This window comes from Alcanivorax profundi (assembly GCF_003597125.1).
Classification (GTDB): Bacteria; Pseudomonadota; Gammaproteobacteria; order Pseudomonadales; family Alcanivoracaceae; genus Alcanivorax; species Alcanivorax profundi.
The window spans coordinates 414,280-436,931 of record NZ_QYYA01000003.1 but is presented as its reverse complement, the minus strand read 5'-3'; the positions used below and the strand labels follow the sequence as shown (position 1 = coordinate 436,931).

Genomic DNA, 22,652 nt, shown 5'->3' with positions numbered 1-22,652 from the left:
GCCTAAATCACCTTTCCCGAATTCTCTTTGCAGGGATCCCACCTACGATCGTTCGAGGCTCAACATTTTTTGTGGCGACAGAATTCGCCCCAACGACCGCACCTTCGCCAACCGAAACCCCTTTCGTAATGACTGAGCCAGCGCACAACCACACATCATTTTCTATTAGAATCGGCTCGACATTAAATCCAGAGTCACTAATTGGCACGCCCTCGCGACCGTAAATATTGTGATCTTGATCCCTAATAGTGACTCTTTCAGCGATTAATGATTTCTTTCCTATTACAATAGATTCTTTTGCGGTAATTATCGAACTATCGCCTACAAAGGAGTCGTCACCGATATTCACCACCCCGCCTTGGGCAATAATTTTTACATTTTTTGACAAAAATACTGACCTCCCGAGATACACCGATCCACCGTCCGTCACCCGAACCAAACATCCTGCAGACACTCTCACACCTCTAGAAACACTCACCCCAGGGGTTAAAAATAGGCGAAGCCAATTAAACTCTTGAATTAATGAACGCTTTAGCCTGAAAAATACCGAGTAAACACTCGAGTAAAGCGAAAAAAACATTTCCTCACCTTTTCCAATCTGACAAATCACGCCCCAAAATACTGCTCAACAAATCAATGTCGTTTGAAAATCTGCATTGAATGCTTCCTCTAGTTTCTTGATCAATCGGTTTCCTTTCCTTATAACTAACGTTCCACCTTCTCAATCGCGACAACAATCGAACTCTTTTTCTAATACCCAGCCTCTTTTTAAGCGAAACCAGAAAAAGAACAAAACGATCCAAAAAGTAATATCTACGCTCTTTTGCAGGATTTACTTTCTCGTAATTTTCTGGCGATTCAAATTCAACCCCCAAAAAATCCAAAACCATTTCATGGACACGCGCAGGATCAGCTTTCAGATCATCGAAAAAAGCAAAAAAGACATTCTCTTTAGGTACGATTTTTAGCATATTACTTACCTGCCAACCCAGGGCACACGATTTATAATATGCCATGTGCTGTACAGGGTGATATCCCGACCGAACCCCTACCCCGTTGCCGCCCTCTCTTATATCACTAAGACCTAATGCCTCCTGAAAATCCTCAACCAGCTCATTTCCATTGAAACGATGCTGTTCATGCATTGAAAGGGCCATATCAACAGGGTTTCTAAGCATCACAATAAACTTGGATTCTGGATTATATTGAACGATATTCTTGATGGCTGTTTCTGAAAACAAATACCAAACAGAAGCCTCGCAAACCCATCTCGTTTCCTCAGGGACCCCGGAGAATAATCGTTCATATTCTTCAATCGTTTTAGTTAATCGATGTTCTTCACCAAAATAATGAGGCTCTTTTACGGCGGAAACATAAATATCCGGATGCTGCGACAACCATACCGCCATCGCCGTAGTACCACATTTTGGCGCGCCAACTATGTAGAGATTTGGCTTCTTCATTTAAAACTCCGAACACATGAAAACAGCGACAACAATGATCCATCGATACCAGTATTTCTTTTCGCAAGAATCCAGAAGACAATATTCCACAGCAAAACCGAAAGCGATGATGCCACTGCTGCACCAACCACACCGTAAAATGGAATAAGAATAACCGAGGCTATTACATTGAATACTGCAGACACGCCGAACCACTTAGCAGCAACTTTTTCATTGCCCGTCATATTCAATATCGTTCCTGTAGACCCGAAAAATGTATTCACTAATTGACCAAAAGCAAGTATCAACAGTGGACTGGCAGCCATAGCAAATCCAGCCCCATAAATCATGCTAAGAAAATCTTCACCAGCCAACAGCACCAAAAGAAAGATAGGAATTGAGACAGACATTCCCACCACTGCTCCTAAAGTTGCAATTTTCTGGAGCCGGCTTAGCTCCCCAGAATGATAAAATCTTGCTGCGTATGGAGAAACTATCATATTGATTATCTGTAAACCGAACGCCATAACCGTAGCAATTGAAACTGCTACTTTATATATCCCTGCCTCTGATTCTTCATGAATTAGGCCCAAAAGGATAATTCCAGTTTGACCACTCAAGACCTGCAACCCGCCGATTAGTGCCAGTGGCAACGAAGATGCCATCCATTTTTTAGAATCAGAATAATCAGCCTCTACTTTTGCAATTTGCGATGGAGAAGAAGCAACAAGAAGATACCCACCAACGATAAACCCAATTATGGCTGAAACAACATTAAGCCCCATTGCCAATGACGCAGAATTGGCGTAATCCGCGCACCAAAGAGCGGTCAGAAAGATCAAATAAAACCCAGGACGTACTACTGCATCAGGAAGCTGCCCCTTAACTATCTTCCTAAGCCCTCTTAATGCTGCAGCGCGGCAATTACCAAGAGAAATTAACGGAATTAGCAAGACACCAAACACATATGTTAAAAATTGATTCTCATCCCCATCGCCCTTAATTAATTGAAAGAGAAAAACCGTCACACAAGAAAGCGCGGAAATCATTAAAATTGTTTTTCCGGACCAAAACCACAACCCTTTCATTTTGGACCAAGACTTTTCGGATTCCAGCTTGGCTGTTTCCCTAACAAGTAAAACAGGGATCCCAATCTGGCATGGCAACGCCACCAACATTATTAATGCATAAACGAATGAATAAAGACCAAACCCCTCTGCCCCGAGAGTTCTTGCAAGTAGAACAGACGTAAGAAAAGTCGCTGAAACGGAAAAAACACGAACCATTAACGTTCCGCTAATTACTTTTTTTAGTTCGCTTTTTAGATCCATTTCATAGTCACTCTAATAACTCATACAGTCAGCAGCATTAAAAATGCCTTACCTCAGGAGCCCCACTCGAATTCACTAATACTAAATTGTTTCTTGCCGTTCTATTTCAATTCATTCATCTATGCTCACTTACCCTAGTTGCCGTACTTGCCAAAGCATAGCGTTCCCGGCTCCAATGCAAATGCGAAATTTGGTCCTACCCTGTTCATAACTGATGCCAGTCACTGGGTGCCTAACACCACCGACAACGAAAAACGACTTATTCACCGCCGCCGTTAATTTCTTATCCTTCTAGGCAGCTCACGAGGCTCCCATAAAACCTTGGCCTTTTAGTCTCTTTCAGACAACAACAGCGACTCCCTTTGTATCTTGTGCTCGTCAATCGCTATATCAGCGTCCTCCCGATGAATACAACTTCATTTCTGGAGATTAATCGCCAGTGCAGTTGTATTGAATTTCTGCCAGCCCATTCATCGTCAAAAATCTTTGCGCCAAGTTTGCGGGAGCCCAAAGCTAATACTGAATTTGTTGGGCAGAATTTCTGCTACCCATGGGTCAAAGCTCGGAGACGCTTTCCCGAGATCTACTGCAACATCAAATGCTTCTCCTCGCGTGCATTTCAGCAACTTGCGCTGGGGATATTGGATCTTGTAATGCAAGCCTCTAAGGGTGTTATTAACCGACCAGCAGTGATTATTTTGAACAAACCCATTTGGGATGCCTGCGTTTTGAAGGCACGGGCAGTCCAAGTCTTCATCATGGTGTTCAGTTCATCCTTGCTGCGGTTTGTATGCCGAGGCGTTCGCGCCGGTAGCTGCCATCCTGTACCCGTTGACACCATTCGCTGTTTGCCAGGTACCAAATCACGGTCTTGCGTATACCGGTTTCAAAGTTTTCTCGCGGAGCCCAGCCCAGTTCGCGCTCAATTTTGCTGGCATCGATGGCGTAGCGCAGATCGTGGCCGGGGCGATCCTGTACGTGGGTGATCAGGTCACGGTAATGGCTGATGTCTGCTGGCTTTTCCGGCACCAGCTCTTCGAGCAGGTCACAGAGGGTGTGTACCACTTCGATGTTTTGTTTTTCGTTCTGGCCGCCGATGTTATAGGTCTCCCCCACTTTGCCTTCGGTGGCAACCTTGTAAAGGGCGCGGGCGTGGTCTTCCACGTAGAGCCAGTCACGCACCTGGGTGCCCTGCCCGTAGACAGGTAATGGTGAACCTTCCAGGGCGTTCAGGATCATCAACGGGATGAGCTTTTCCGGGAACTGGTAGGGGCCGTAGTTATTGGAGCAATTGGTGATCAGGGTGGGCAGCTCATAGGTACGAAGCCATGCGCGTACAAGATGATCGGAGCTCGCCTTACTCGCCGAGTATGGCGAGCTGGGTGCGTAGGAGGAGGCTTCTGTGAAAAGCTCTTCCGGGTCGTCGAGATCGCCATAGACTTCATCGGTGGAAATATGGAGGAAGCGGAAGGCGGCTTGTCTGTCTGCCTCCATGGCCTGCCAGTAGTGGCGGGCCGCTTCCAGCAAGGTGTAGGTGCCGATGATGTTGGTTTCCATAAAGGCTGCTGGGGCATCGATGGAGCGGTCCACATGGCTTTCCGCAGCGAGATGCATAATGGCATCCGGCTGGTGATGCTGTAACACCTCATTCAGGCTGGAGGCATCACAAATATCCACTTGCTCAAAGGCATAACGCGGGCTTTCACTCACGCTCGCAAGGCTTTCCAGGTTGCCCGCATAGGTGAGCTTGTCCACGTTGACGACGCTGTCGTTGGTGTGGTTGATGATGTGGCGGATAACGGCTGAGCCGATAAACCCGGCACCACCAGTAACAAGAATTACCATGTAACACCTTCGCCTGCCTGGCCCGGCAATACTGGCCCTTTCCGTTTTCGTAGTGTTACAGCTTTCATTATTACTTTCATTAGTTGCTATGGGCCGCCATGGCGGCATCACTGGCTGAGCCATATTGCTGCAGCGGCGGGTGGGTGAACAGATAGTTACCGATAACTCTCGCGCCGGCCTCGGTGAGGTGAGCACCATCGTAGGAAATCGGGCTGCCATCGGTGGTAAAAAGCGGGCAGCCGTTGCTACAAAAGCTGGCGGCAATATCAATAAAGCCGTAGCCCTTCACACTTTGTTTAAGGGTCCGGTTGATTTCGAGAATATCGGCATCCATCCGGCGAATGGAAGGAATGTCTGCCCGGCGGAATTCGCTAAGTAGCACGCGCCTGTTTTTTTCGAACTGTTTGGTGCCCAGCACCATCACTTGTATGTGCTCCGGAATGGCCATGGCCGCTAGGCTTTCGCCCATGATCGCAGCAGACCAAGATTGCCATTTTGAGGCGAATACAACCACATCGGCCTTGCGGATCGTTTCTACTTGTTGACTGCTGAGAATCCGGTGAGCGCACATGGCGCGATCGCCCTCTGCAATGTGATGCTCAATTTCTACGTAGGGTTTGCCATAAAATAATTGACAGCGTGCCGGCACGAACAACGCGACGTGTTGGTAATGAGCGAAGGCGTTGTTCTCACTGATCATGTTGTAGAAGTCTTGGCTGAAGCTGTCGCCCACGATCACCAGCACCGGTTTATCTTCTTCTATTGGGCGGGCCAGGATCATGCTGTGGGCAGCCACTACGTATTCTCCGAACTTCACATTGGTTTTTTCAACGATGGGCCATTCCTTTTCAGGATATTGGCTAAGCAGCCCCTTGCTGGCTACAAGCCCCACCCCGAGCAGCACTGCCAGCGCCGAGCCAGCGAGCGAGGCTGTGAAGATCCAGTTACGGCCGAAGCGCTGTTTGTTACGGAAGGGCTGCTCGACAAACTTCCAGGTGAGCCAGGCCAGTACCAGTGACGACAATGCCAGCATTAGCATGACTACCTTGTCAGGGTGGTTGTCGGGCGCCAGGATACGGGCGAAGGCCATCAGGGGTTGGTGCCATAGGTAGGCGGAATAGCTGATCAGGCCCACTATTACCAAGGGCTTGCTGGCCAGCCATTTGCCGACCAGGGTGGCTGGAGTGGCTGCCAGAATAATGGCTGCAGCGCCCAGTACCGGGACCAGGGCATAGAAGGACGGGAACGGGGTCTGATCATTGTAGGCAAAGATGCCTACAATGATCATGACTAAGCCCAGCAGCGAGATCAACTGGGCGGCGAGGCCTTGCGGTTGGGCTCTACGCATCAGCCACAGTGACAGCATGGCGCCAATCATCAGCTCCCAGATACGGGTGGGCAGCAGGTAGAAGTTGGCGGAGGGCATGCGAGTGGAAGCCCACTCGGCCAGGCCCAATGAGCCAAGTGTGGCCAACAGCAGCAGTGGCAATGCCCACTGGCGACGAAAGCGCCAGATCACCATGAGGAGCAGCGGGAAGAACAGGTAATACTGCTCTTCTACCCCCAGGCTCCAGGTGTGCAGCAGGGGGTTCATTTCCGCTTCTGCGGCAAAGTAGCCCGCTTGTTTCCAGAGCACGATATTTGAGACAAACAGCACAGCGCCGACCAACCCTTTGCCATAGTTGACGAGTTCGAAGGGCAGCATGATGCTGACCGCCAGTATGGAGGTTATGGCCAGGACTACTATTAGGGCCGGCAAAATCCTGCGCGCGCGGCGTTCATAGAATGAGACGACAGAAAACTGTTGGCTGTTTAGTTCACTGGCAATGATGGTGGTGATCAAAAAGCCGGAGATAACAAAGAAGACATCTACCCCTACGAAACCACCCGCCATGGTTTCAACACCGGCGTGGTAGAAAATGACGGGCAGCACGGCCAGTGCTCTGAGGCCATCGATCTCCGGTCGGTATTTCATTTTATATGCCGATTCATGTTCGTGTTCATCGCTCGCCTGATTCGCTATTTGCTTTCGCCCCACACGGCTTGCTGATTTAGCTGTCTGCGTCCTGCTCTGTTCGCAGGCGCAGCTCATACCAAGGCATGGCCTTGCCGATGCCGTCGTAGATGCGGAATCGGGGCTCATAGCCAAGCAGGGCTTTGGCCTTGCTGATATCGGCCTGGGAATGACGTACATCCCCCGCGCGGAAGTCGCGGTAATTGGGGGCTTTGTCGAACTGGATGCCGCACTCATGCAATGCCGTTTTCAGGGCATCGAACAGAGTGTTAAGGGTAGTTCTGTCACCCAGGGCCACGTTGTACACCTGGTTTTGGGCCTCCGCTTCCGCGGTGGCGGCAAGGATGTTGATCTGCACCACATTTTCGATAAAACAAAAATCACGGCTGGTTTCCCCATCGCCATTGATGAACACGTCTTCACCCTTGATCATGGCGGCGGTCCATTTGGGTATGACGGCGGCGTAAGCGCCATTGGGGTCTTGCCGTTTGCCGAACACATTGAAATAGCGCAGGCCGATGGTGTTAAAACCGTAGGTGCGGGCGAAGACATCGGCGTACAGCTCGTTAACATATTTGGTGACGGCGTAGGGAGAGAGGGGCTTGCCGATCTTGTCTTCCACTTTCGGCAAGCCCGGGTGGTCGCCGTAGGTGGAGCTTGAGGCGGCGTAGGTGAAGCTTTGTACGCCTTCGTCCTTGGCGGCCACCAGCATGTTCAGGAAACCGTCAATATTCGCCTGGTTGGTGGTGATGGGATCTTCGATGGAACGGGGTACGGAGCCGAGGGCAGCCTGGTGCAGGACGTAGTCTGCACCGCTGGTGGCTTTCTTGCAGTCTTCCAGGTTACGGATGTCGCCTTCGATGAAGGCAAAGCGGGCCCATTGGTCGGCGGTGACAGTTTGTTGGACTTCGTCAAGGTTGTGTTGGTGGCCGGTGGCGAAGTTGTCCAGCCCGATGACGGCCTGGTCGAGCAGCAGGAGGGTTTCCAGCAGGTTGGAGCCGATGAAGCCTGCTACGCCGGTGATAAGCCAGGTTTTGGGGTTGGCCTTGAGGTCTTGCTGTATTTGTTCGTAGCAGGTTGTCATGGTGGTTCCGTTTGTCGTTTGTTCGTTATCTAGCTGCCAGCTTTGAGCTATGAAGAAACCCAAAACAGGGCTTCGCGCTGTTTGCTCTGCCCTGCGGGAGCAGCCCAAAAGGATTTTGTCTTTTCCTCGCAGCTCATAGCTCAAAGCGCACAGCTGCCTTTATAACCGTAGGTCTACTTCCTCTTTGGGGAGGGTGTATTTCAGGTCGTAGAGGATGTGGTCCGGTTTGCCGTAACCTCGGATGTCCTGGGCCCCCATGGCTTTGAATTGGTTATGGCCGACCGCCAGAAGGATGGCGTCGTAGGCACCTTGCTCGGGTTTTGCCACCGGGGTAATACCATATTCGTGCTCCGACTCGGCGGCGTTGATCCAGGGGTCGTGTACATCTACACCAATGTTGTAGTCCTGCAGTTCCCGAACCACGTCCACAACACGAGTGTTACGCAGGTCTGGGCAGTTTTCCTTGAAGGTCAGCCCCATCACCAATACACGGGAACCGTTCACCTGAATGCTGCGAGCCAGCATGGCCTTGACCAGTTCGCTGGCCACATGGCGACCCATGCCATCGTTGATACGACGGCCGGAGAGGATGATTTCCGGGTGGTAGCCTATGGCCTGGGCCTTGTGGGTAAGATAATAGGGATCGACGCCGATACAGTGACCACCCACAAGGCCGGGGCGAAACGGCAGGAAGTTCCATTTGGTGCCCGCAGCCTGAAGCACTTCTTCGGTGTCGATACCCATACGACTGAAGATCATCGAGAGCTCATTGATCAGGGCGATGTTCAGGTCGCGCTGGGTATTCTCGATTACTTTGGCGGCTTCCGCTACACGAATACTGGAGGCCTTGTGAGTCCCTGCAGTAATAATGGAGCGATAGAGGCTGTCTACGGTTTCAGCGATTTCCGGGGTGGAGCCGGAGGTCACCTTGGTAATGGTGGTGACGCGGTGCTCCTTGTCGCCCGGATTGATGCGCTCCGGGCTATAGCCTGCGAAAAAGTCCTTGTTGAAGGTGAGGCCGGAGACTTTTTCCAGTACAGGTACGCAGTCTTCTTCGGTGGCACCGGGGTAGACGGTGGATTCGTAAATGACGATGTCGCCCTGTTTCAGGGTCTTGCCGATCGTTTCGGAAGCCTTGATCAGGGGCGTGAGGTCTGGGCGCTTGTGTTCATCAATGGGGGTGGGCACAGTGACGATGTAGACGTTACAGTCGTTCAGGGCGGCAGCATCTGCACTGAACGAAAGCTGTGTGGCGCTGGCCAGTTCCACGTCGTCCACTTCCAGGGTGGCATCGTGGCCTGCGTTCAGGGCATCGATGCGGGGCTGGTTAATGTCGAAGCCAACCACAGGGCGGTGCTTGCCGAATTCCACGGCGAGGGGTAATCCCACGTAACCCAGGCCGATGATGGCCAGTTTGATGTTTGCCAGATCCATTTGGTCTTCCTGTCCGGTGATGTGCCGGTTTGTATAATCTGTTTGTGTTGGCTTTTTGAGCCTTAACCTTTCTGCAGGAGTCTCGCTCTTGCGCTCATCAAGGTATGAGCGACGAAGGGATTGTCTTTACCCCTGCTGCCAGCAGCCCTGTGCCCTCGTGCTCAGCCTGTGGCGGTTCGCTCAAGCGGCACTCCTGCATTTCGTCTTTCGCTTCGTTCTGGCGCTGCCGCTGCTGCCTTTACTTGTGGCTTGAACCTTGCAGCTCATCGCTCACAGCAGCCTTGCGTTAATCGTTGCTTTTGCCGTACTCATACGCGTAGTAACCATATTCATTGCTGGCGCGTCGCTCCATACAGTTGAGGATGGCTCCTTTGATTTCCACATTGTTTTGCGCAAAGCGAGTGAGTGCTGCATCCACTTCCTTTACCGAATTCACACCGAACCGCGTGACCAACAAGCTGCTGCCGGCCAGCTGCCCGACAATTGCCGCATCCGTAACAGCCAGAATGGGCGGAGTATCCACCAGAATCAGGTCATAGTCGTCACTGAGCGAGTGCATCAGGGATTGGAAACGCTCATGCATCAGCAACTCCGAAGGGTTCGGCGGGGCCTTGCCACGAGAAATAAAGTCCAGTTTATCGATACCTGATGACTGAATGATGTCTTCTTTCGTGCACTGACCAGAAAGATACGCTGACAAACCCAGGTTGTTATTTGACTGAAGATAGCGGTGAAGGTGGCCTTTACGCATATCGGCATCAATGACTAATACCCGCTGTCCAGTCTGGGCCAGCACCGCGCCCAAATTGGCCGACACGAAGGACTTGCCCACTGACGGGCTCGGGCCTGTAATCATGAGAATCTTGTTATCCGCATCCATCATGGCGAAGTGCAGACTGGTACGCAGGCTTCGTAACGCTTCAATCGCCAGATCTGTGGGGTCATCCTGAGCCAGCAAGGGGATCGGAACTCCCGCAGCGTTCACCTTGCGTGAACGGCGTTTTTTCAGATCTGTTAAACGATTCGTCTTGACCTGTTTTTCCGACAAGGGAATGGTGGCGTAAACCGAAACTCCCTGCTCCTCAAGTTTATCCGGCGACTCAATGCCTTTCTTCAGGAGCGCCAGCACCAGGACCAGCCCGGCAGAACCAATCGCGCCAAGTAACGCAGACATCACCGCGATGATACCTTTTTGGGGCTTAATGGCATTGGGCTGTACCAGTGCCTTGTCGATAATACGAACGCTCCCCACGGTACCTGCCTTGAGGATGCGTAATTCCTGTGTCTTGTTGAGCAGCCCGATATAGATTTGCTGTGTCACTTCGACATCCCGCATAAGACGCAGGATCTCTTGCTGCGTTTCTGGCAGAGCCTTGATTTGATTATCAAGTGAACGCTTCTGTTCAGTCAGCGAGGCTTTTTGCCGTAGCAGGCTCTGATAGGCGGGATGCTCCCTGGTAAACCGTGTGGCCAACTCACCTTCTTTCGCCTTCAGATCGTTGATCTTGGCTTCAATATCCACACTTTGCTGGAGCACAGACTGGGTTTCCATGCTCAAATCCACGGATTCACTTTGCAAACGGTAGGCGTTCAGCTTTTCTTCGAATTCGGTCAGTTTGTCTTTGATCTTGGGCAATTGATCCCCCAGGAACTCAAGACTATTTTCCGCTTCGGCAGAACGCCGCGCTACGTTCTGAAGCAGATATGCCTCGCTAATGGCATCCAGTGTGACCTTGATGCGTTCCTTGTTTGGTCCGGTCATGGTCAGACTCAGCATGCCTGTCTTGCCCACTTCGCGAATGGCCAGAGCACCGCGCAGACCGTTCACGGCGGCAACGTCTGTCAGCTTGATCAGAGTGAGCGGCTCGTCACCGAACTCCCACTCGCCAAGCAACAGCTGAATACTGCCATCTTCACTCTGAAGCAGCTCTCCGGCCGGACCGGAGGCAACACGATCGGTACCCATATACAAGGCTGGCAGGCCGTTTTCTTCTCGCAGAGTGAAGGCGCGACCTTGCAAACGTTCCGGCACCATAAAGCGGCTAACCGTGACAAAGGTCTCACTGTCTCTGTAGCCGGCGAACAGGGGTTTGGGAGCAAACGCGGGCGCGGGATCAGGAGCCATGAAACGACCCACATAGGCAGGGCGATCCGGGAATACCAGGATGTTCATTTTCAGTTGCTCAATGACCTCCCCCAGCACCATGCGAGAGCGCAGAATTTCGATTTCCGCGGCTGCAGAGGCTTCCTCAGAAAAAATCTGGTTAAGCTCAGAGAGACCAGGAACTCCACTACTCTTCTTTTCCAGTTGCAGCAGGGTGTCCCCTTTGTATATCGGCGTGGCCAGCATCCCATACAGTACGCCCAAACCCAGCGCTAAAAGTGCCGTGATGATAATCAGCCATTTTTTGTCCAGCAGGATGCCAAACAAATAGCGAAAATCAATGTCATCGTCACCGGTATTGGCCGGAAGCCTTCGTGTCATGGTGCTGTTATCTGCCATTCAGGTTTAATCCGTTTTCTTCTGCCAGAGAGAGCCTGTTTTCGGCTAATCACGATAACCGGGGGCCCAGGTTCAGGAGGCGCTTACCCGATCGCCATGCAGCCTTTATTGCCTACAAATTCGTTGCAGCTTGCACTGGTCGCTACACTGTTACAGCTTTGCCGCCCACGCCTGTGTGGCTTCTTCCATCATGGGGTAGATTATTTCAAACGCGTCTCTTCCGCGCTTGTAAGGGTCGGGTATATCGTGCTTGCCATTCCAGTTAGTGAGCAGGAAGGCTTTGCCACTGGCCTCGGGAAATCTCTGGCTGAGCCTGTCTTTCTGGCGGCTTTCCATCACCAGTATCAGATCGCTGTCGCGACACATTTCGCTGGTGAGTTTGCGTGCAATATGGGGGCCACATTCCAGACCGTGTTGCTCAGCCACATCTCGGGCGGTGGGTTCCATGCCTTGTCCTTCCAGACCGATTAAACCGGCCGAAGAGATTGTCAAATCCGGCTTCAGCCCTTTGAGCATGGCCGCTACAGTGGGACTTCGGCAGATATTTCCATCACAGACCACGAGAATTCGTTGAAACATTGTTAATCCGCCAAAGATTCTTCTGTTCGAGCACCAAGGAAAAGAGCACTTACTGACGGCAGGATCAGGCTAAGCACCCGATTCCACTTTGCCAGGGGTGCTGCTGTCACATAAACAATGTCACGTTCTTGAAGGCGAAAACTGTCAGCCAATACCAGAGCCGCAGCATCCTTGGCATTTAGCTGATAAATGTCGATACCGTGCTCAGCATCGGGTTGGGCCTTACGGAAAACGAAGACCCCCGAGGCATCAGACTGGCGTTGATCCAAACCACCATTTTCTGCCAAGGCTTCTGCCAGAGTCAGTCCATTGCGCCCCATTTGCAGGCTTGATGCCTTGCCTACTTCCCCCAACACAAACACTTTGGCATCGGTAACCGGGTTGACATTGATCACGTCGTTGGGCTGTAACAGTATGTTCTGGCTTGTATTGCCGTATTGATAGATATCGCGTAGCGATAGTCGATAATCCTTGCCGTTGCGGGTCAGTACCACGCTGCTCCAGTCTGCCGATTGCGTCAGTCCACCAGCCTCGCCGATAGCATCGATCAGTCGGGTAGGCACATTGGTGACCGGATACAAGCCCGGCTCATCGACTTCTCCAGTGACATAGATCCGCTTGTGCCGGAACGCCGCTACGGAAACATCCACCTGGGGCTTTTCGATATAACGGGACAGGCGATCCGTGATCATGTCACGGATCTCAGTGACTTTGAGACCTTCCACGTTGATGATGCCCACATAGGGGTAAAAGATGGTGCCGTCGTTGTGGACCCAGTTACCGGATTCTTCCGAGCTACGCAGAGAGCCTGCAGGGATGGTCAGCTCCGGGTGGTCCCAGACAGTGATCTGCAGCACATCACCGGGGCCAACCTGATAATCGTACTGATCGTCAGAAAGGTTAATTTCATCCGGCACGCCTTTGTCGACCGGATGTATACGCTCCCGCTTGAGAATGGCCGTGCCGATAGCATGAACTTTCACCACATCCGGAAGCGGCTCGCCTTCCGCAATTTCGTCTTCGTCCAGAAACCAGCCCGGGGTCGGCGAGTGGTAAGCGCCGGGCACCACAGTACAGCCCGCGATGAAAGCGACGCCTAATGCCAGAAAAATTTTAACCAATGCGTTCATTGAAGCCTTCATGATATCCATCAATTACCAGGCGAAATACCGGGTCCATTGCGCTCCTGCAGTCCAGCGTTCGCGCTCTTCAAAAGGAGTCACAATGGGGTCATCGCTTACGGAAAACAGCCAGTTCAGGTTACCGCCCAACAAGGGGTGGCCGATTCGAAATTCTGCCACTGTCACATCCTGCTCTTCGAGAGATTGCAGGATTTGACTGCCATCCTCTGGTACCTCAGCACGAATCACCCCCTCCTGGTTGAGGGTGGCCTGGGTCAAATGCAGGGCGACGGTAACATTGCTGCGAAAATATTGTTGTATGCCAAGCGTTACCGCTCGGGCATCTCCTTCCCAGGTACTGGCCATGTTCCGGCCATGGTTCCGGAAGCCGCTTTTATAGGTACTATGCTCGTACATTGTGTTGAAACGGCGGTCACTGAACCAACTTCCTGCCACGGTTTCGGTGGCTTCCAGGAACCAGCGCTGCGATCCTTTTCCAATTGTGGACAGAAGATCGAAGCCCGCCAGCGAAGAGAGCTTGGACGGCAACCCCCCTGCTTCATCTTCCCCCATGAACTGGCCATACAGTCCGACGGGAACGCCCCAGGGAGTCACCGATACTCGAAAATCGAACCCGGCAATCTGGTTGCTGGGATCATCATCGTCATCAAAGCCGCTGCTTTCGCCATTATCTTTGCCGATAAACGCATCCCAAAAGGCCCCCAAATCCTGCGGTCGCCCTTCTCCCCCCCATTGCGCCAAGCGCGACAGTCCAATCTGCAGTGAATCCAGCGGCTGAAATACGAAACGCGCACCCAGCACTTTGGCATCAGGAACAGCACGGTCATGTTCCAGCTGGCCGGCAATCAACTGCAAATCCCAAGGCCCCACCCAACTGAGCCACCGGCTTTCCGGGGCGGTCAGCATGTGGCGCGAAAGCCAGACCCCTGGCACAGGACGAGCATTATTGGAAAGGGCAAGAGAACTTTGCCAGCCAGGTCCCCACCACCGGTCAATGGCACCAGCCCCCAGTTGCCAGTTGCCCATTACACCAGCGATATAAGAGTCATCGAAGCGCAGGTTCTGATCGTCACGATCACCATCGGCATAGCTGACAGCCAGTCGACCGGACCAATGCTGACCTGTCGCATACAGCGCCGCCTGGCCCGTGAAAGTCTCTTCAGGCTGGGTGGCAAACGCGGTAAACAGCGGCTCCTGGTTGGCGCCCCCCAGCGTGAGAGAGACACCACGGGACATACTCCGGGCGCGTTGTTCTCCGGCCTGCAGATATTGGTAGTGGTAACTGGCCTCGCAGGCCTGAATCTCGGCATCAGACAACTGTTGACGGCTCAGCTGGAGCGCTCGCTGCACCGCAGCCCAGGTCATTGGCCAACTCAACGTTGGCGCTTTAAGGCAACCTAGCGTCTGCAATGCTTCAATGTGATGGCGTGCGGCCAAGTCACCAACAGGAACCCATGGAGTGGCGCCATAGGCGGATGAAACGCCAGAGAGCAATATGCTGGCTATCCAGTAACTTACACGGCGGGGCACTCTCACACGGACGTCCTATCCTGACTGTGGCATGACAAGGGGCGCATTATGCGCGGATTTTTTTGTCATCTATATGACAATTCGCGGCATTTTACAGTTTGTTTACTGTAATGCGAACGATTTGCAACCGATTGGGTAACAAAATTGCCCTAACAGGCGAGGAATTGCTCAAAAAGGAGACAGACATGTAAAAAGCCAGAGGACATCGCTGACGGGGGATGGCAAAGAGAGGGAGTCAGAAAGACAAAACAGACTTGGTGCGGCCCCGCCCCACTCCGCAGGATCCCGCTCTTGCGCAAGGGTCCCGGGGGAGACGGTTTGCTCGCAGTAGGGCGGAAGTCAGCGCGCGTCCAGCGGCTGCTGGGGGACCAGGTTCAATTCTTTCAGACTGTAGCCCTGCTGCACCGCCACAGCTTTCAACGCCTCCAGCTTGTCATCGCTGATGTGTGGCTGGCGCGCCATGATCCACAGGTAGTCCCGCTTCTGGCGACCGATAACGGTGTAGTGGTATTGCTCGTCCACGTACAGCACCCGAAAATCGGCCTTGAAGGGCCAGATGAACCGCATCCCCCAGATCGCAGGGTTGTCCGGGCTGACAAAGCCGGTAGGCGTCATGCGCTTGAACTCACCGTCGAAGCCGTTCTTGTTGAACGTAAACACGGTGGCCACTTTGTTGGGGCCCACGCGCTGGTAGCTTTCCATGGCATTGTAGGCCCCTTTTTCGGGCAAGGTGGGAATGTTGGCGATGACGTACCAGTCGCCCATAAACCGGTCGAGATCAAAGGGAGACGCGGCTTGCACCGGATCTTCAGGGACAGATTGGCAGGCTTGCAGCATAAACAGACTCGCAATGATGAGTATCCAACGCATTACAAAACTCCAGTGTTGGCTCAAGAGTGCGACATGTGCTGGCAAGGCGAGGTGAAGACACGACCCCGTCATTGAACGCCATTACATGGCATCAGCGGGAAGTCGCGATCGCTATCCTGCCGCTTTTTCAGGGACGGCAGCGCTGGCGGCTTCGACCTGAACAGGGATTCCATTCAGCTGAGCCATAGCAGTAACCGCCTCGACGCGGGTCGTGCCGACCACATCGTTGATACTGGCGCCTCCGGCCCGGCGGGCCACATCCATTTGCACCCCTTTGCGATCATGCCCCCAGCCATGCGGAATACTGATCACACCGGGCATGATGTCGTCGCTCACCCAGGCAGGCAGGGTAATGCTGCCGACCTCGCTGCGCAGGGTCAGGTCGTCGCCGTCTGCCACCCCCAGTCGTTCGGCATCCTGAGGGTGAATCAGGATATTGCAGCGGCTTTTGCCTTTCACCAGCCGCTGACTGTTGTGCAGCCAGGAGTTGTTGCTGCGGACATGGCGGCGGCCGATCATCAGCATCTCGTCCGCTTTCGGGGGTTTGGGAACCGGCAGCCCCTGGAGAGCACGGAAATACAACGGCGGGACCAGATTAATGCGCTGGCTGCGCGTGTAGAGCCGCCCAGGCAGGGCGCGTTGAAGTGGCCCCAGATCAATACCATGGGGCTGGGCGAGTACTTTTTTCAGGGTCAGCCCCTTGTGCTTGCCACGCAGGACTTTCCAGGCCAGTTTCGGCAGGCTACGCAGCCCAGCCCGCTTCAGAATGGCCATGCTGCGTCCGCCAGTGCCATAGGGCCCCAGGCGCAACCCCAGGTCGACGATGCCCCTGTCGGTGAGCTTGCGCATGAAACGATCGGTGGCCTCCACCTGGAAGCGTTCCCGGCGTGTTTCTGCCTTGAGACGGCCAAGCCGGGTAGCCAGGCCCAACAGGATTTCCCAGTCGTGCAGGCTGCCTTCCGGTTTTTCCACCAGCGGCTCGCTGAATTTGACCACATTGCGGACCGCCACAGCCTGGAAAATCGGGTCGAACTGGGCATGCTCCAGCTGCCCCGTGGGCGGCAAGATGATGTCCGCATGGCGGGTGGTTTCGTTGATGTACAGATCGATGCTGACCATGAACTCCAACCCGGACAGGGCCTTGTCCATCTTGTTGCCGTCCGGGCAAGACAGTACCGGGTTGCCGGCATGGCTGATGAACGCCTTGATCTGCCCGGTACCCGGGCTGAGCATTTCATCGGCCAGGGTGGTCACGGGAAACTCGCCGCCAAATTCCGGGTAACCGTGTACACGGCTGCGGTAGCGGTCAAAGCTCCCGGTTTCACCGCCAAGGGCACCGAAGGCCACAATATCGAAAGCGGGTTTGGTGAACATCACCCCACCCTCACGATCCAGATTGCCGGTCACAATATTGATGACATACACCAGCCAGGCACTGAGCGTGCTGTGGGCACTGGTAGTCAGCCCGACACGGGAGTAGATCGCAGCCCGGGGGGCCGTGGCGATATCCCGGGCCAGTTTGCGAATCCGGTCGGCCGTCATGCCGGTGGCCTCTGCCACTTTTTCGGGGGTCCAGTTCTCTACCAGCCGCGCCAGCGTCCCCTGCCCGTCGAGAAAATCGGTGAGCCGCCCCGGCGCGACCAGCAGCTCTTCGAACATGACCTGCAACAGCGCCAGCAACAGATAGACATCCGAGCCCGGTCGAATGAAGTCATGCTCATCGGCAAGACGCGCGGTCTCGGTACGGCGGGGGTCCACCACCACCAGCTTACCGCCCCGCTCCTGCAGGGACTTCAAGCGCCCGCGAATGTCCGGCACGGTCATAATGGAGCCATTGGAGGCCATGGGATTGCCGCCAATCACCATGAAGTAGTCGGTACGGTCGATATCCGGAATGGGAAACAGGGCCTGGTGCCCGAACAGCTGCCAGGTGGCAAGCTGGTGGGGCAGCTGGTCGGCAGAGGTGGCGCTGTAACGCTGGCGGGTGCCGAGGGCGTTAATCAGCGGCAACAGGGTGAATAAGGCACCGTGATTATGGGCAGTGGGGTTCCCTAGGTACATGCCCACACTGTTCTTGCCATGGCGTGCCTGAATGTCGTGCAGGCGACGGGCGGTTTCGTCCAGCGCTTCATCCCAGCTGATCGGCACCCATCCGTCCTTGGTGCGTTTGACCGGGTGACGCAGGCGGTCCGGGTCGTTGTGCAGATCCTGCAGGGCCACCCCTTTGGGGCAGATATGGCCACGGCTCAGGGGGTCGGCGCTGTCACCGCGAATCGCCAGAATTTCATCGCCCATGTGATCGATTTCGATACCGCACATGGCTTCGCAAAGGTTGCAGGTGTGGTAGTGCGTCTGTTTCATCCGTGACCTCGTTCCTGGCGATAGCTGGGAAAACCGTGCCCCTTTTGATAACAGAGTTGCAAGGGGGATGCCATGACGGCGTTCCGCTCATGCAGCGGGAATAGCGCTCCCCCCACCTCTGCCAGAGGGCTGACTACCGTTCCGGGACTAGCAGCGCCTGCAAAGGCTGGCGCTGGGGTTTGAAACGGTTGATGGTCTCATCCGCTTCGTAGCCCAGCGATAAGCCGCACAGCAGCTTGTAGTTTTCCGGGATGCTGAAATGTTTTTCCAGCGGTGACCGCCAGATCGCCAGCGCGCCCTGGGCACAGGTGCCCAGGCCTGCATCGGTAGCCGCCAGCATCAAGCTTTGCAGGAAGATCCCTGCGTCTAGCGGGCTGTAGACGTCCAGCCCCTCGTGAACAAAGATGAACAGCGCGACCGGCGCATTGAAGAAGCGAAAGTTTTCCCGCATCTGCAGGTGACGGCCCATCTTGTCGCCGCGCTCAATGCCGATCAGTTCATACAGTTGCTGCCCGGTGGCATTGCGGCGTGGCTGCAGATCCTTGGGGTAATCGGTGATCGGGCGGAAATCCCCGTCTGGCACGCCATCCTTGGTCACCATGGCTTTGAGCTGCTTGAACTTCGAGCCCCGCGCCAGACTCACCAGGTCATCAAACATGGGCGGCAACCGTTCACGCAAGTCTTCCAGCACCGCGCCTTTGGCAACCGCAATCTGATACGGCTGGGTGTTGGACCAGCTGGGAGACGACGTGGCCGTGGCCAGCAGTTCATTCAGCAATTCGTCACTGACCGGTTGATCGGTAAAGGCTCGCACGCTGTGACGCTGGGCCATGACGTCCTTGAATTCCATGGGATACTCCTCGGGAGACAGTGGCACGACTATGCCAAATCCCTACAATACCCGGCCATGACCCATCACGACGCCAACCTGCAACGCCGAGCCAATTTTTCCCGGTGCCGCCAATACCGTTATGCCTTGTGGCGTCAGTGGGGCGAAGGCGATGATTTCATGCTGCTGATCGGCCTCAACCCTTCGACAGCCGACCACCGCCAGGATGACCCTACGATCCGCCGCTGCATGGGCTTTGCACGCGATTGGGGCTATGCCGGCCTGTGCGTGGCCAACCTGTTTGCCTACCGCGCCACCTACCCCAACGACCTGTTTGCCGCCCCGGAGCCAGTGGGACCGCAAAATGACCGATGGCTGCGAAAACTGGCTCGGGACGCTGATCTCGTCGTTGCCGCGTGGGGCAACCTGGGCCACCACATGGACAGAGCGCACAGCGTGGCGCGGCAGCTGGAGAATCTGCATGCCATCCGCATCAACCGCTCCGGCGATCCGGCCCACCCCCTCTACCTCCCCAAACACCTGACCGCCTCACCCTGGGACGGTTATCCCCGGTAACCACGCGCTCCCCACCCGACCTGGCGCCAGTGCCTCAGCGAGGCCGTAGTGGCCCGCTCAAGACCACTGCCGGAATGGCCTGCCCTGTCGGAAGCGAACGAAAGGTCTTGCCCTAACCTTCACCCAGACCGGGGATAATCAGAAGTGGACAATTTTAAAGGAACGACCGTGGCTGATACCCGCGCTGACAACATTCGCCGCACTCGCACTCTCACCTTGGTGAGCCTTGGCCCCATGTACCTCCTCGCCATGTTGGCCTGGATACCCGCATGGAGGGATATGTCGTTGACGGCCCTGGTGGCCTATGCGGCTATTTCCCTGACATTTGCGGGTGCCATTCACTGGGGGCGTGTGCTGGGCCAGTTCAGCAGCAGCAACCAGTTCCCGACTCAACTATTCGGGGTGTTGGTAGCGTTTCTTGGTTGGGCGGGATTGGTGTTACCCAAGGAAATGGGACTCCCCATGCTATGTGCAGGGCTCACCTTTGTTTGGGGAACCGAGCAAATGTTGTTCAGCGATGAACTCCCCGACTGGTATCAAAAGCTGCGCAATCAGCTCACGGCAGGCGCCGTGCTGGCAATGTTGGTCGGCTGGGCCGCCGTGATGTTACCGATGTTTTAATCCCGAGCTGTGCGTTGCCGCCGCGGTTCGGGCAGGTTGGCAGCAGACATTTTCCTCTTGTCCCAGACAATGCGGGTCACCTTTTACCCTCTTTAGCATCGATACATAGCAACCGCATAACGGCCCGGCTAGACTGGAACAAATGCCCAGGGAGACCCACCGCGATGCGATCGACACGGCTGTTCTTTACTTTCCTAACCGGCTTGCTCTTTACCCCTGCTCTGTCCTTCGCTGCCAACGGCAGCGTCAGTTACCAGCAAGACATCAAACCCATTTTTGATAACAAATGCCTCGCTTGCCATGGCTGCTACGATGCGCCCTGCCAGCTGAAGCTTGAAACCATGGAAGGCCTGGATCGAGGCGCCAGCAAGCAGCCGGTGTACAACGGCGGACGCACCGAAAGTGTAGACCCGACGCGTCTTTTTATTGATGCGCAAAGTACCGTTGAATGGCGTGACAAGGGGTTCTACTCAGTCGTGGATAGCGCCTGGGGAATGAAAGGCTCCCTGCTCTACAAAATGCTGGAACTCGGCCAACAACACGAATTCAAGGCCAATCACAAACTCCCCGACGATATCCAGCTCGGCCTGGCCCGGGAAAACACCTGCCCGAACCCGGATGACTTTGATGACTATGCCGACGACCGGCCTATGGAAGGCATGCCCCTGGCGGTAACCGGCCTTACCGACGATGAATTCAATACTCTGAAAGACTGGATGCACCAGGGGGCGCCCATGGAGCCTCAAACCCTCACTCTGAGTGCCCATGAAACGCAGCAAATTGAGAGCTGGGAAACCCTGTTAAACCAGAAAGACAAACGTCACCAACTGGTTGCCCGCTGGCTCTACGAGCACCTGTATCTTGCCCATCTGTATTTTGGTGAAGAAGACAGCCCCACCCGACCGGAGCACTTTTTCCGGGTCTACCGCTCCAGCACCCCTCCTGGCGAGCCGGTTCAGCCCATCGGCACAGTACGTCCCAACGACCTGCCGCCGGAAAAATTTTGGTATCGTCTGACCCCGGTGAAAGGGACCCTGGTCCACAAGACCCACATCACCTTCGCTCTGAACCCGGAAAAACTTGCCCGTACCCGGCAGTTGTTCCTGGGCGACGACTGGAGTGTCGACACACTGCCCGGCTATAGCTACGAAAACCGTGCCAACCCTTTTATTACCTTTGATGCCATCCCTGCACGTGCGCGATATCAATTCATGCTGGATAACGCCGAATACTTCGTGCGCACCTTTATCCGCGGTCCCGTATGCCGTGGGCAAGTCGCCACCGATGTGATTCGCGATCAGTTCTGGGCGGTATTCCAGGACCCCGATCACGATCTGTATGTCACCAACGCGGAATACCGGGCCAGGGTAAGCGGGCTGCTTGGCCTGCCAGGGCAGAACGATGACCTGCTGGCCCTGGGTCCGAAGTGGCTCAAATACCGCGGCAAACGCAACGACTACCTGAGACTGCGCAAGGAAGGCTACGGCGAATATGAGCCGGGCGGGCCCACCTGGGAAAGTATCTGGGATGGCGATGGCCATAACACCAATGCGCTGCTGACCATCCTCCGTAACCACGACAATGCCTCCGTGCGCAAGGGATTGGTGGGCGATTATCCGCTGACTACCTGGGTGATGGACTACCCGCTGTTCGAGCGCACTTATTACCAGCTGGTGGTGAACTTCAATGTCTTTGGCTCAGTGTCCCATCAGGCACAAACCCGTCTGTACTTCGATCTGATCCGCAACGGTGCGGAACAGAACATACTGCGCTATTTCCCGAAAGAAACCCGCCAACCCGTGATCGATAACTGGTATCAGGATGGTGGCAAGCTACGCATGAAAATCAGCTATGCCTCTATCGACACCCAGAACCCGACGGGTATCGAGTTCAAGACCAGCACCCCGGTCAACGAATTCAATGATGAACTGGTCAAACGCTTCCAGCACATCAACGCCCGCCCGGACCCGATCAACCGCTGTGACAGCGAACACTGCCAACGGCCTGATGTTGCCGCCTGGAAACAGGACGCAGATTCTGCACTCAGTCAGCTGGCCTCACGCCGCGCCGCCAACCTGAAAGCCATCGACTACCTGCCGGAAGTGACCATGGTGCGGGTCGAGCACCACGACGGGGCACAAGAGGTGTATACCCTGTTCCGCAACCGCGCCCACAGCAATGTGGCCTTCATGATGAATGAAGACATGCGTTACCAGCCCGAGCTGGACACCATCACGCTCTACCCGGGTGTACTGACCAGCTACCCCAATTTCATGTTCAACCTGCGCACTGAAGACGTCGACGATTTCGTCAAACAGATGAATGCCGTGGAGGACGGAGATGACTTCACCGATCTGGTCACCCGTTTCGGCGTGCGCCGCACCCACCCCAGGTTCTGGGAGTACTTCCACGCCCTCACCCGCTATATGGAAGCCAATGAGCCCACCCAGGCGGCCGTGCTGGACATGAACCGCTACATGAACCTGTAACC

Annotated in this window: 18 protein-coding genes; 3 read left to right on the top strand and 15 right to left on the bottom strand. The window is 54.6% G+C overall.

From position 1 onward, the window contains the following. Nucleotides 1-7: 7 nt before the first annotated feature. From D4A39_RS11905 to D4A39_RS11835, 15 genes are all read right to left on the bottom strand, one after another. Nucleotides 8-580, bottom strand: coding sequence for an acyltransferase (locus D4A39_RS11905; RefSeq protein WP_119918178.1), 573 nt, complete (start codon nt 578-580; stop codon nt 8-10). 4 nt (nt 581-584) lie between these two features. Further along, a complete protein-coding gene (locus D4A39_RS11900; protein ID WP_119918177.1) occupies nt 585-1,463 on the bottom strand; it encodes a sulfotransferase family protein in 879 nt (292 codons plus the stop codon). After that, nucleotides 1,460-2,773: a flippase gene (locus D4A39_RS11895; protein WP_119918176.1), complete on the bottom strand. Its 1,314-nt coding sequence runs from the start codon at nt 2,771-2,773 to the stop codon at nt 1,460-1,462. The genes D4A39_RS11900 and D4A39_RS11895 overlap by 4 nt, the downstream gene beginning before the upstream one ends. 476 nt (nt 2,774-3,249) lie before the next feature. Next, entirely contained in the window at nt 3,250-3,522 is a 273-nt protein-coding gene (locus D4A39_RS18235) for a dTDP-4-dehydrorhamnose 3,5-epimerase family protein (protein ID WP_119918175.1), read from the bottom strand. 16 nt (nt 3,523-3,538) lie between these two features. Then, a complete protein-coding gene (gene rfbB / locus D4A39_RS11885) occupies nt 3,539-4,618 on the bottom strand; it encodes a dTDP-glucose 4,6-dehydratase (RefSeq protein WP_119918174.1) in 1,080 nt (359 codons plus the stop codon). Between the two features lie 79 nt (nt 4,619-4,697). Then, nucleotides 4,698-6,593, bottom strand: a complete 1,896-nt coding sequence (locus tag D4A39_RS11880; RefSeq protein WP_119918173.1) for an acyltransferase family protein — start codon at nt 6,591-6,593, stop codon at nt 4,698-4,700. 76 nt (nt 6,594-6,669) lie between these two features. Then, nucleotides 6,670-7,716: an NAD-dependent epimerase/dehydratase family protein gene (locus D4A39_RS11875; RefSeq protein WP_119918172.1), complete on the bottom strand. Its 1,047-nt coding sequence runs from the start codon at nt 7,714-7,716 to the stop codon at nt 6,670-6,672. 159 nt (nt 7,717-7,875) lie between these two features. Beyond that, entirely contained in the window at nt 7,876-9,150 is a 1,275-nt protein-coding gene (gene tviB, locus D4A39_RS11870) for a Vi polysaccharide biosynthesis UDP-N-acetylglucosamine C-6 dehydrogenase TviB (protein WP_119918171.1), read from the bottom strand. A gap of 286 nt (nt 9,151-9,436) precedes the next feature. Next, nucleotides 9,437-11,653, bottom strand: a complete 2,217-nt coding sequence (locus D4A39_RS11865; RefSeq protein WP_119918170.1) for a polysaccharide biosynthesis tyrosine autokinase — start codon at nt 11,651-11,653, stop codon at nt 9,437-9,439. 150 nt (nt 11,654-11,803) lie between these two features. After that, complete coding sequence (locus D4A39_RS11860) at nt 11,804-12,232, bottom strand: arsenate reductase/protein-tyrosine-phosphatase family protein (protein WP_119918169.1); 429 nt, start codon at nt 12,230-12,232, stop codon at nt 11,804-11,806. A 2-nt stretch (nt 12,233-12,234) separates the two neighbouring features. Further along, on the bottom strand, nt 12,235-13,362 hold the full coding sequence (locus tag D4A39_RS11855; RefSeq protein WP_119918248.1) for a polysaccharide export protein: 1,128 nt from the start codon (nt 13,360-13,362) through the stop codon (nt 12,235-12,237). A gap of 24 nt (nt 13,363-13,386) precedes the next feature. After that, nucleotides 13,387-14,739 carry a capsule assembly Wzi family protein gene (locus D4A39_RS11850; protein WP_233552471.1) on the bottom strand — a complete coding sequence of 451 codons (1,353 nt, stop codon included), beginning with the start codon at nt 14,737-14,739 and terminating at the stop codon, nt 13,387-13,389. Nucleotides 14,740-15,243: 504 nt separating this feature from the next. Continuing rightward, the gene (locus tag D4A39_RS11845) at nt 15,244-15,774 is read right to left on the bottom strand and encodes a lipocalin family protein (protein ID WP_119918167.1); all 531 of its coding nucleotides are present in this window, start codon (nt 15,772-15,774) and stop codon (nt 15,244-15,246) included. A 111-nt stretch (nt 15,775-15,885) separates the two neighbouring features. Continuing rightward, on the bottom strand, nt 15,886-18,135 hold the full coding sequence (locus D4A39_RS11840; RefSeq protein ID WP_119918166.1) for a molybdopterin-dependent oxidoreductase: 2,250 nt from the start codon (nt 18,133-18,135) through the stop codon (nt 15,886-15,888). A gap of 133 nt (nt 18,136-18,268) precedes the next feature. Continuing rightward, on the bottom strand, nt 18,269-18,985 hold the full coding sequence (locus tag D4A39_RS11835; RefSeq protein ID WP_119918165.1) for a nitroreductase: 717 nt from the start codon (nt 18,983-18,985) through the stop codon (nt 18,269-18,271). Between the two features lie 57 nt (nt 18,986-19,042). Between D4A39_RS11835 and D4A39_RS11830 the strand changes: the two genes are divergently transcribed. The 3 genes from D4A39_RS11830 to D4A39_RS11820 all read left to right on the top strand — a co-directional run bounded on the left by D4A39_RS11830 (nt 19,043) and on the right by D4A39_RS11820 (nt 22,650). After that, nucleotides 19,043-19,540, top strand: coding sequence for a DUF1643 domain-containing protein (locus D4A39_RS11830; RefSeq protein ID WP_022985073.1), 498 nt, complete (start codon nt 19,043-19,045; stop codon nt 19,538-19,540). 168 nt (nt 19,541-19,708) lie between these two features. Continuing rightward, nucleotides 19,709-20,161 (top strand): DUF3429 domain-containing protein, encoded by a 453-nt coding sequence (locus tag D4A39_RS11825; RefSeq protein ID WP_031226307.1) that lies wholly within the window; start codon nt 19,709-19,711, stop codon nt 20,159-20,161. 164 nt (nt 20,162-20,325) lie between these two features. Next, entirely contained in the window at nt 20,326-22,650 is a 2,325-nt protein-coding gene (locus tag D4A39_RS11820) for a fatty acid cis/trans isomerase (RefSeq protein ID WP_022985075.1), read from the top strand. Nucleotides 22,651-22,652: the final 2 nt, after the last annotated feature.

Coding starts and splice junctions, on each gene's coding strand:
- D4A39_RS11905 (WP_119918178.1), bottom strand. CDS start 580: ATGTTTTTTTCGCTTTACTCGAGTGTTTACTCGGTATTTTTCAGGCTA.
- D4A39_RS11900 (WP_119918177.1), bottom strand. CDS start 1,463: ATGAAGAAGCCAAATCTCTACATAGTTGGCGCGCCAAAATGTGGTACT.
- D4A39_RS11895 (WP_119918176.1), bottom strand. CDS start 2,773: ATGGATCTAAAAAGCGAACTAAAAAAAGTAATTAGCGGAACGTTAATG.
- rfbB (WP_119918174.1), bottom strand. CDS start 4,618: ATGGTAATTCTTGTTACTGGTGGTGCCGGGTTTATCGGCTCAGCCGTT.
- D4A39_RS11880 (WP_119918173.1), bottom strand. CDS start 6,593: ATGAAATACCGACCGGAGATCGATGGCCTCAGAGCACTGGCCGTGCTG.
- D4A39_RS11875 (WP_119918172.1), bottom strand. CDS start 7,716: ATGACAACCTGCTACGAACAAATACAGCAAGACCTCAAGGCCAACCCC.
- tviB (WP_119918171.1), bottom strand. CDS start 9,150: ATGGATCTGGCAAACATCAAACTGGCCATCATCGGCCTGGGTTACGTG.
- D4A39_RS11865 (WP_119918170.1), bottom strand. CDS start 11,653: ATGGCAGATAACAGCACCATGACACGAAGGCTTCCGGCCAATACCGGT.
- D4A39_RS11860 (WP_119918169.1), bottom strand. CDS start 12,232: ATGTTTCAACGAATTCTCGTGGTCTGTGATGGAAATATCTGCCGAAGT.
- D4A39_RS11855 (WP_119918248.1), bottom strand. CDS start 13,362: ATGAACGCATTGGTTAAAATTTTTCTGGCATTAGGCGTCGCTTTCATC.
- D4A39_RS11850 (WP_233552471.1), bottom strand. CDS start 14,739: ATGACCTGGGCTGCGGTGCAGCGAGCGCTCCAGCTGAGCCGTCAACAG.
- D4A39_RS11845 (WP_119918167.1), bottom strand. CDS start 15,774: ATGCGTTGGATACTCATCATTGCGAGTCTGTTTATGCTGCAAGCCTGC.
- D4A39_RS11840 (WP_119918166.1), bottom strand. CDS start 18,135: ATGAAACAGACGCACTACCACACCTGCAACCTTTGCGAAGCCATGTGC.
- D4A39_RS11835 (WP_119918165.1), bottom strand. CDS start 18,985: ATGGAATTCAAGGACGTCATGGCCCAGCGTCACAGCGTGCGAGCCTTT.
- D4A39_RS11830 (WP_022985073.1), top strand. CDS start 19,043: ATGACCCATCACGACGCCAACCTGCAACGCCGAGCCAATTTTTCCCGG.
- D4A39_RS11820 (WP_022985075.1), top strand. CDS start 20,326: ATGCGATCGACACGGCTGTTCTTTACTTTCCTAACCGGCTTGCTCTTT.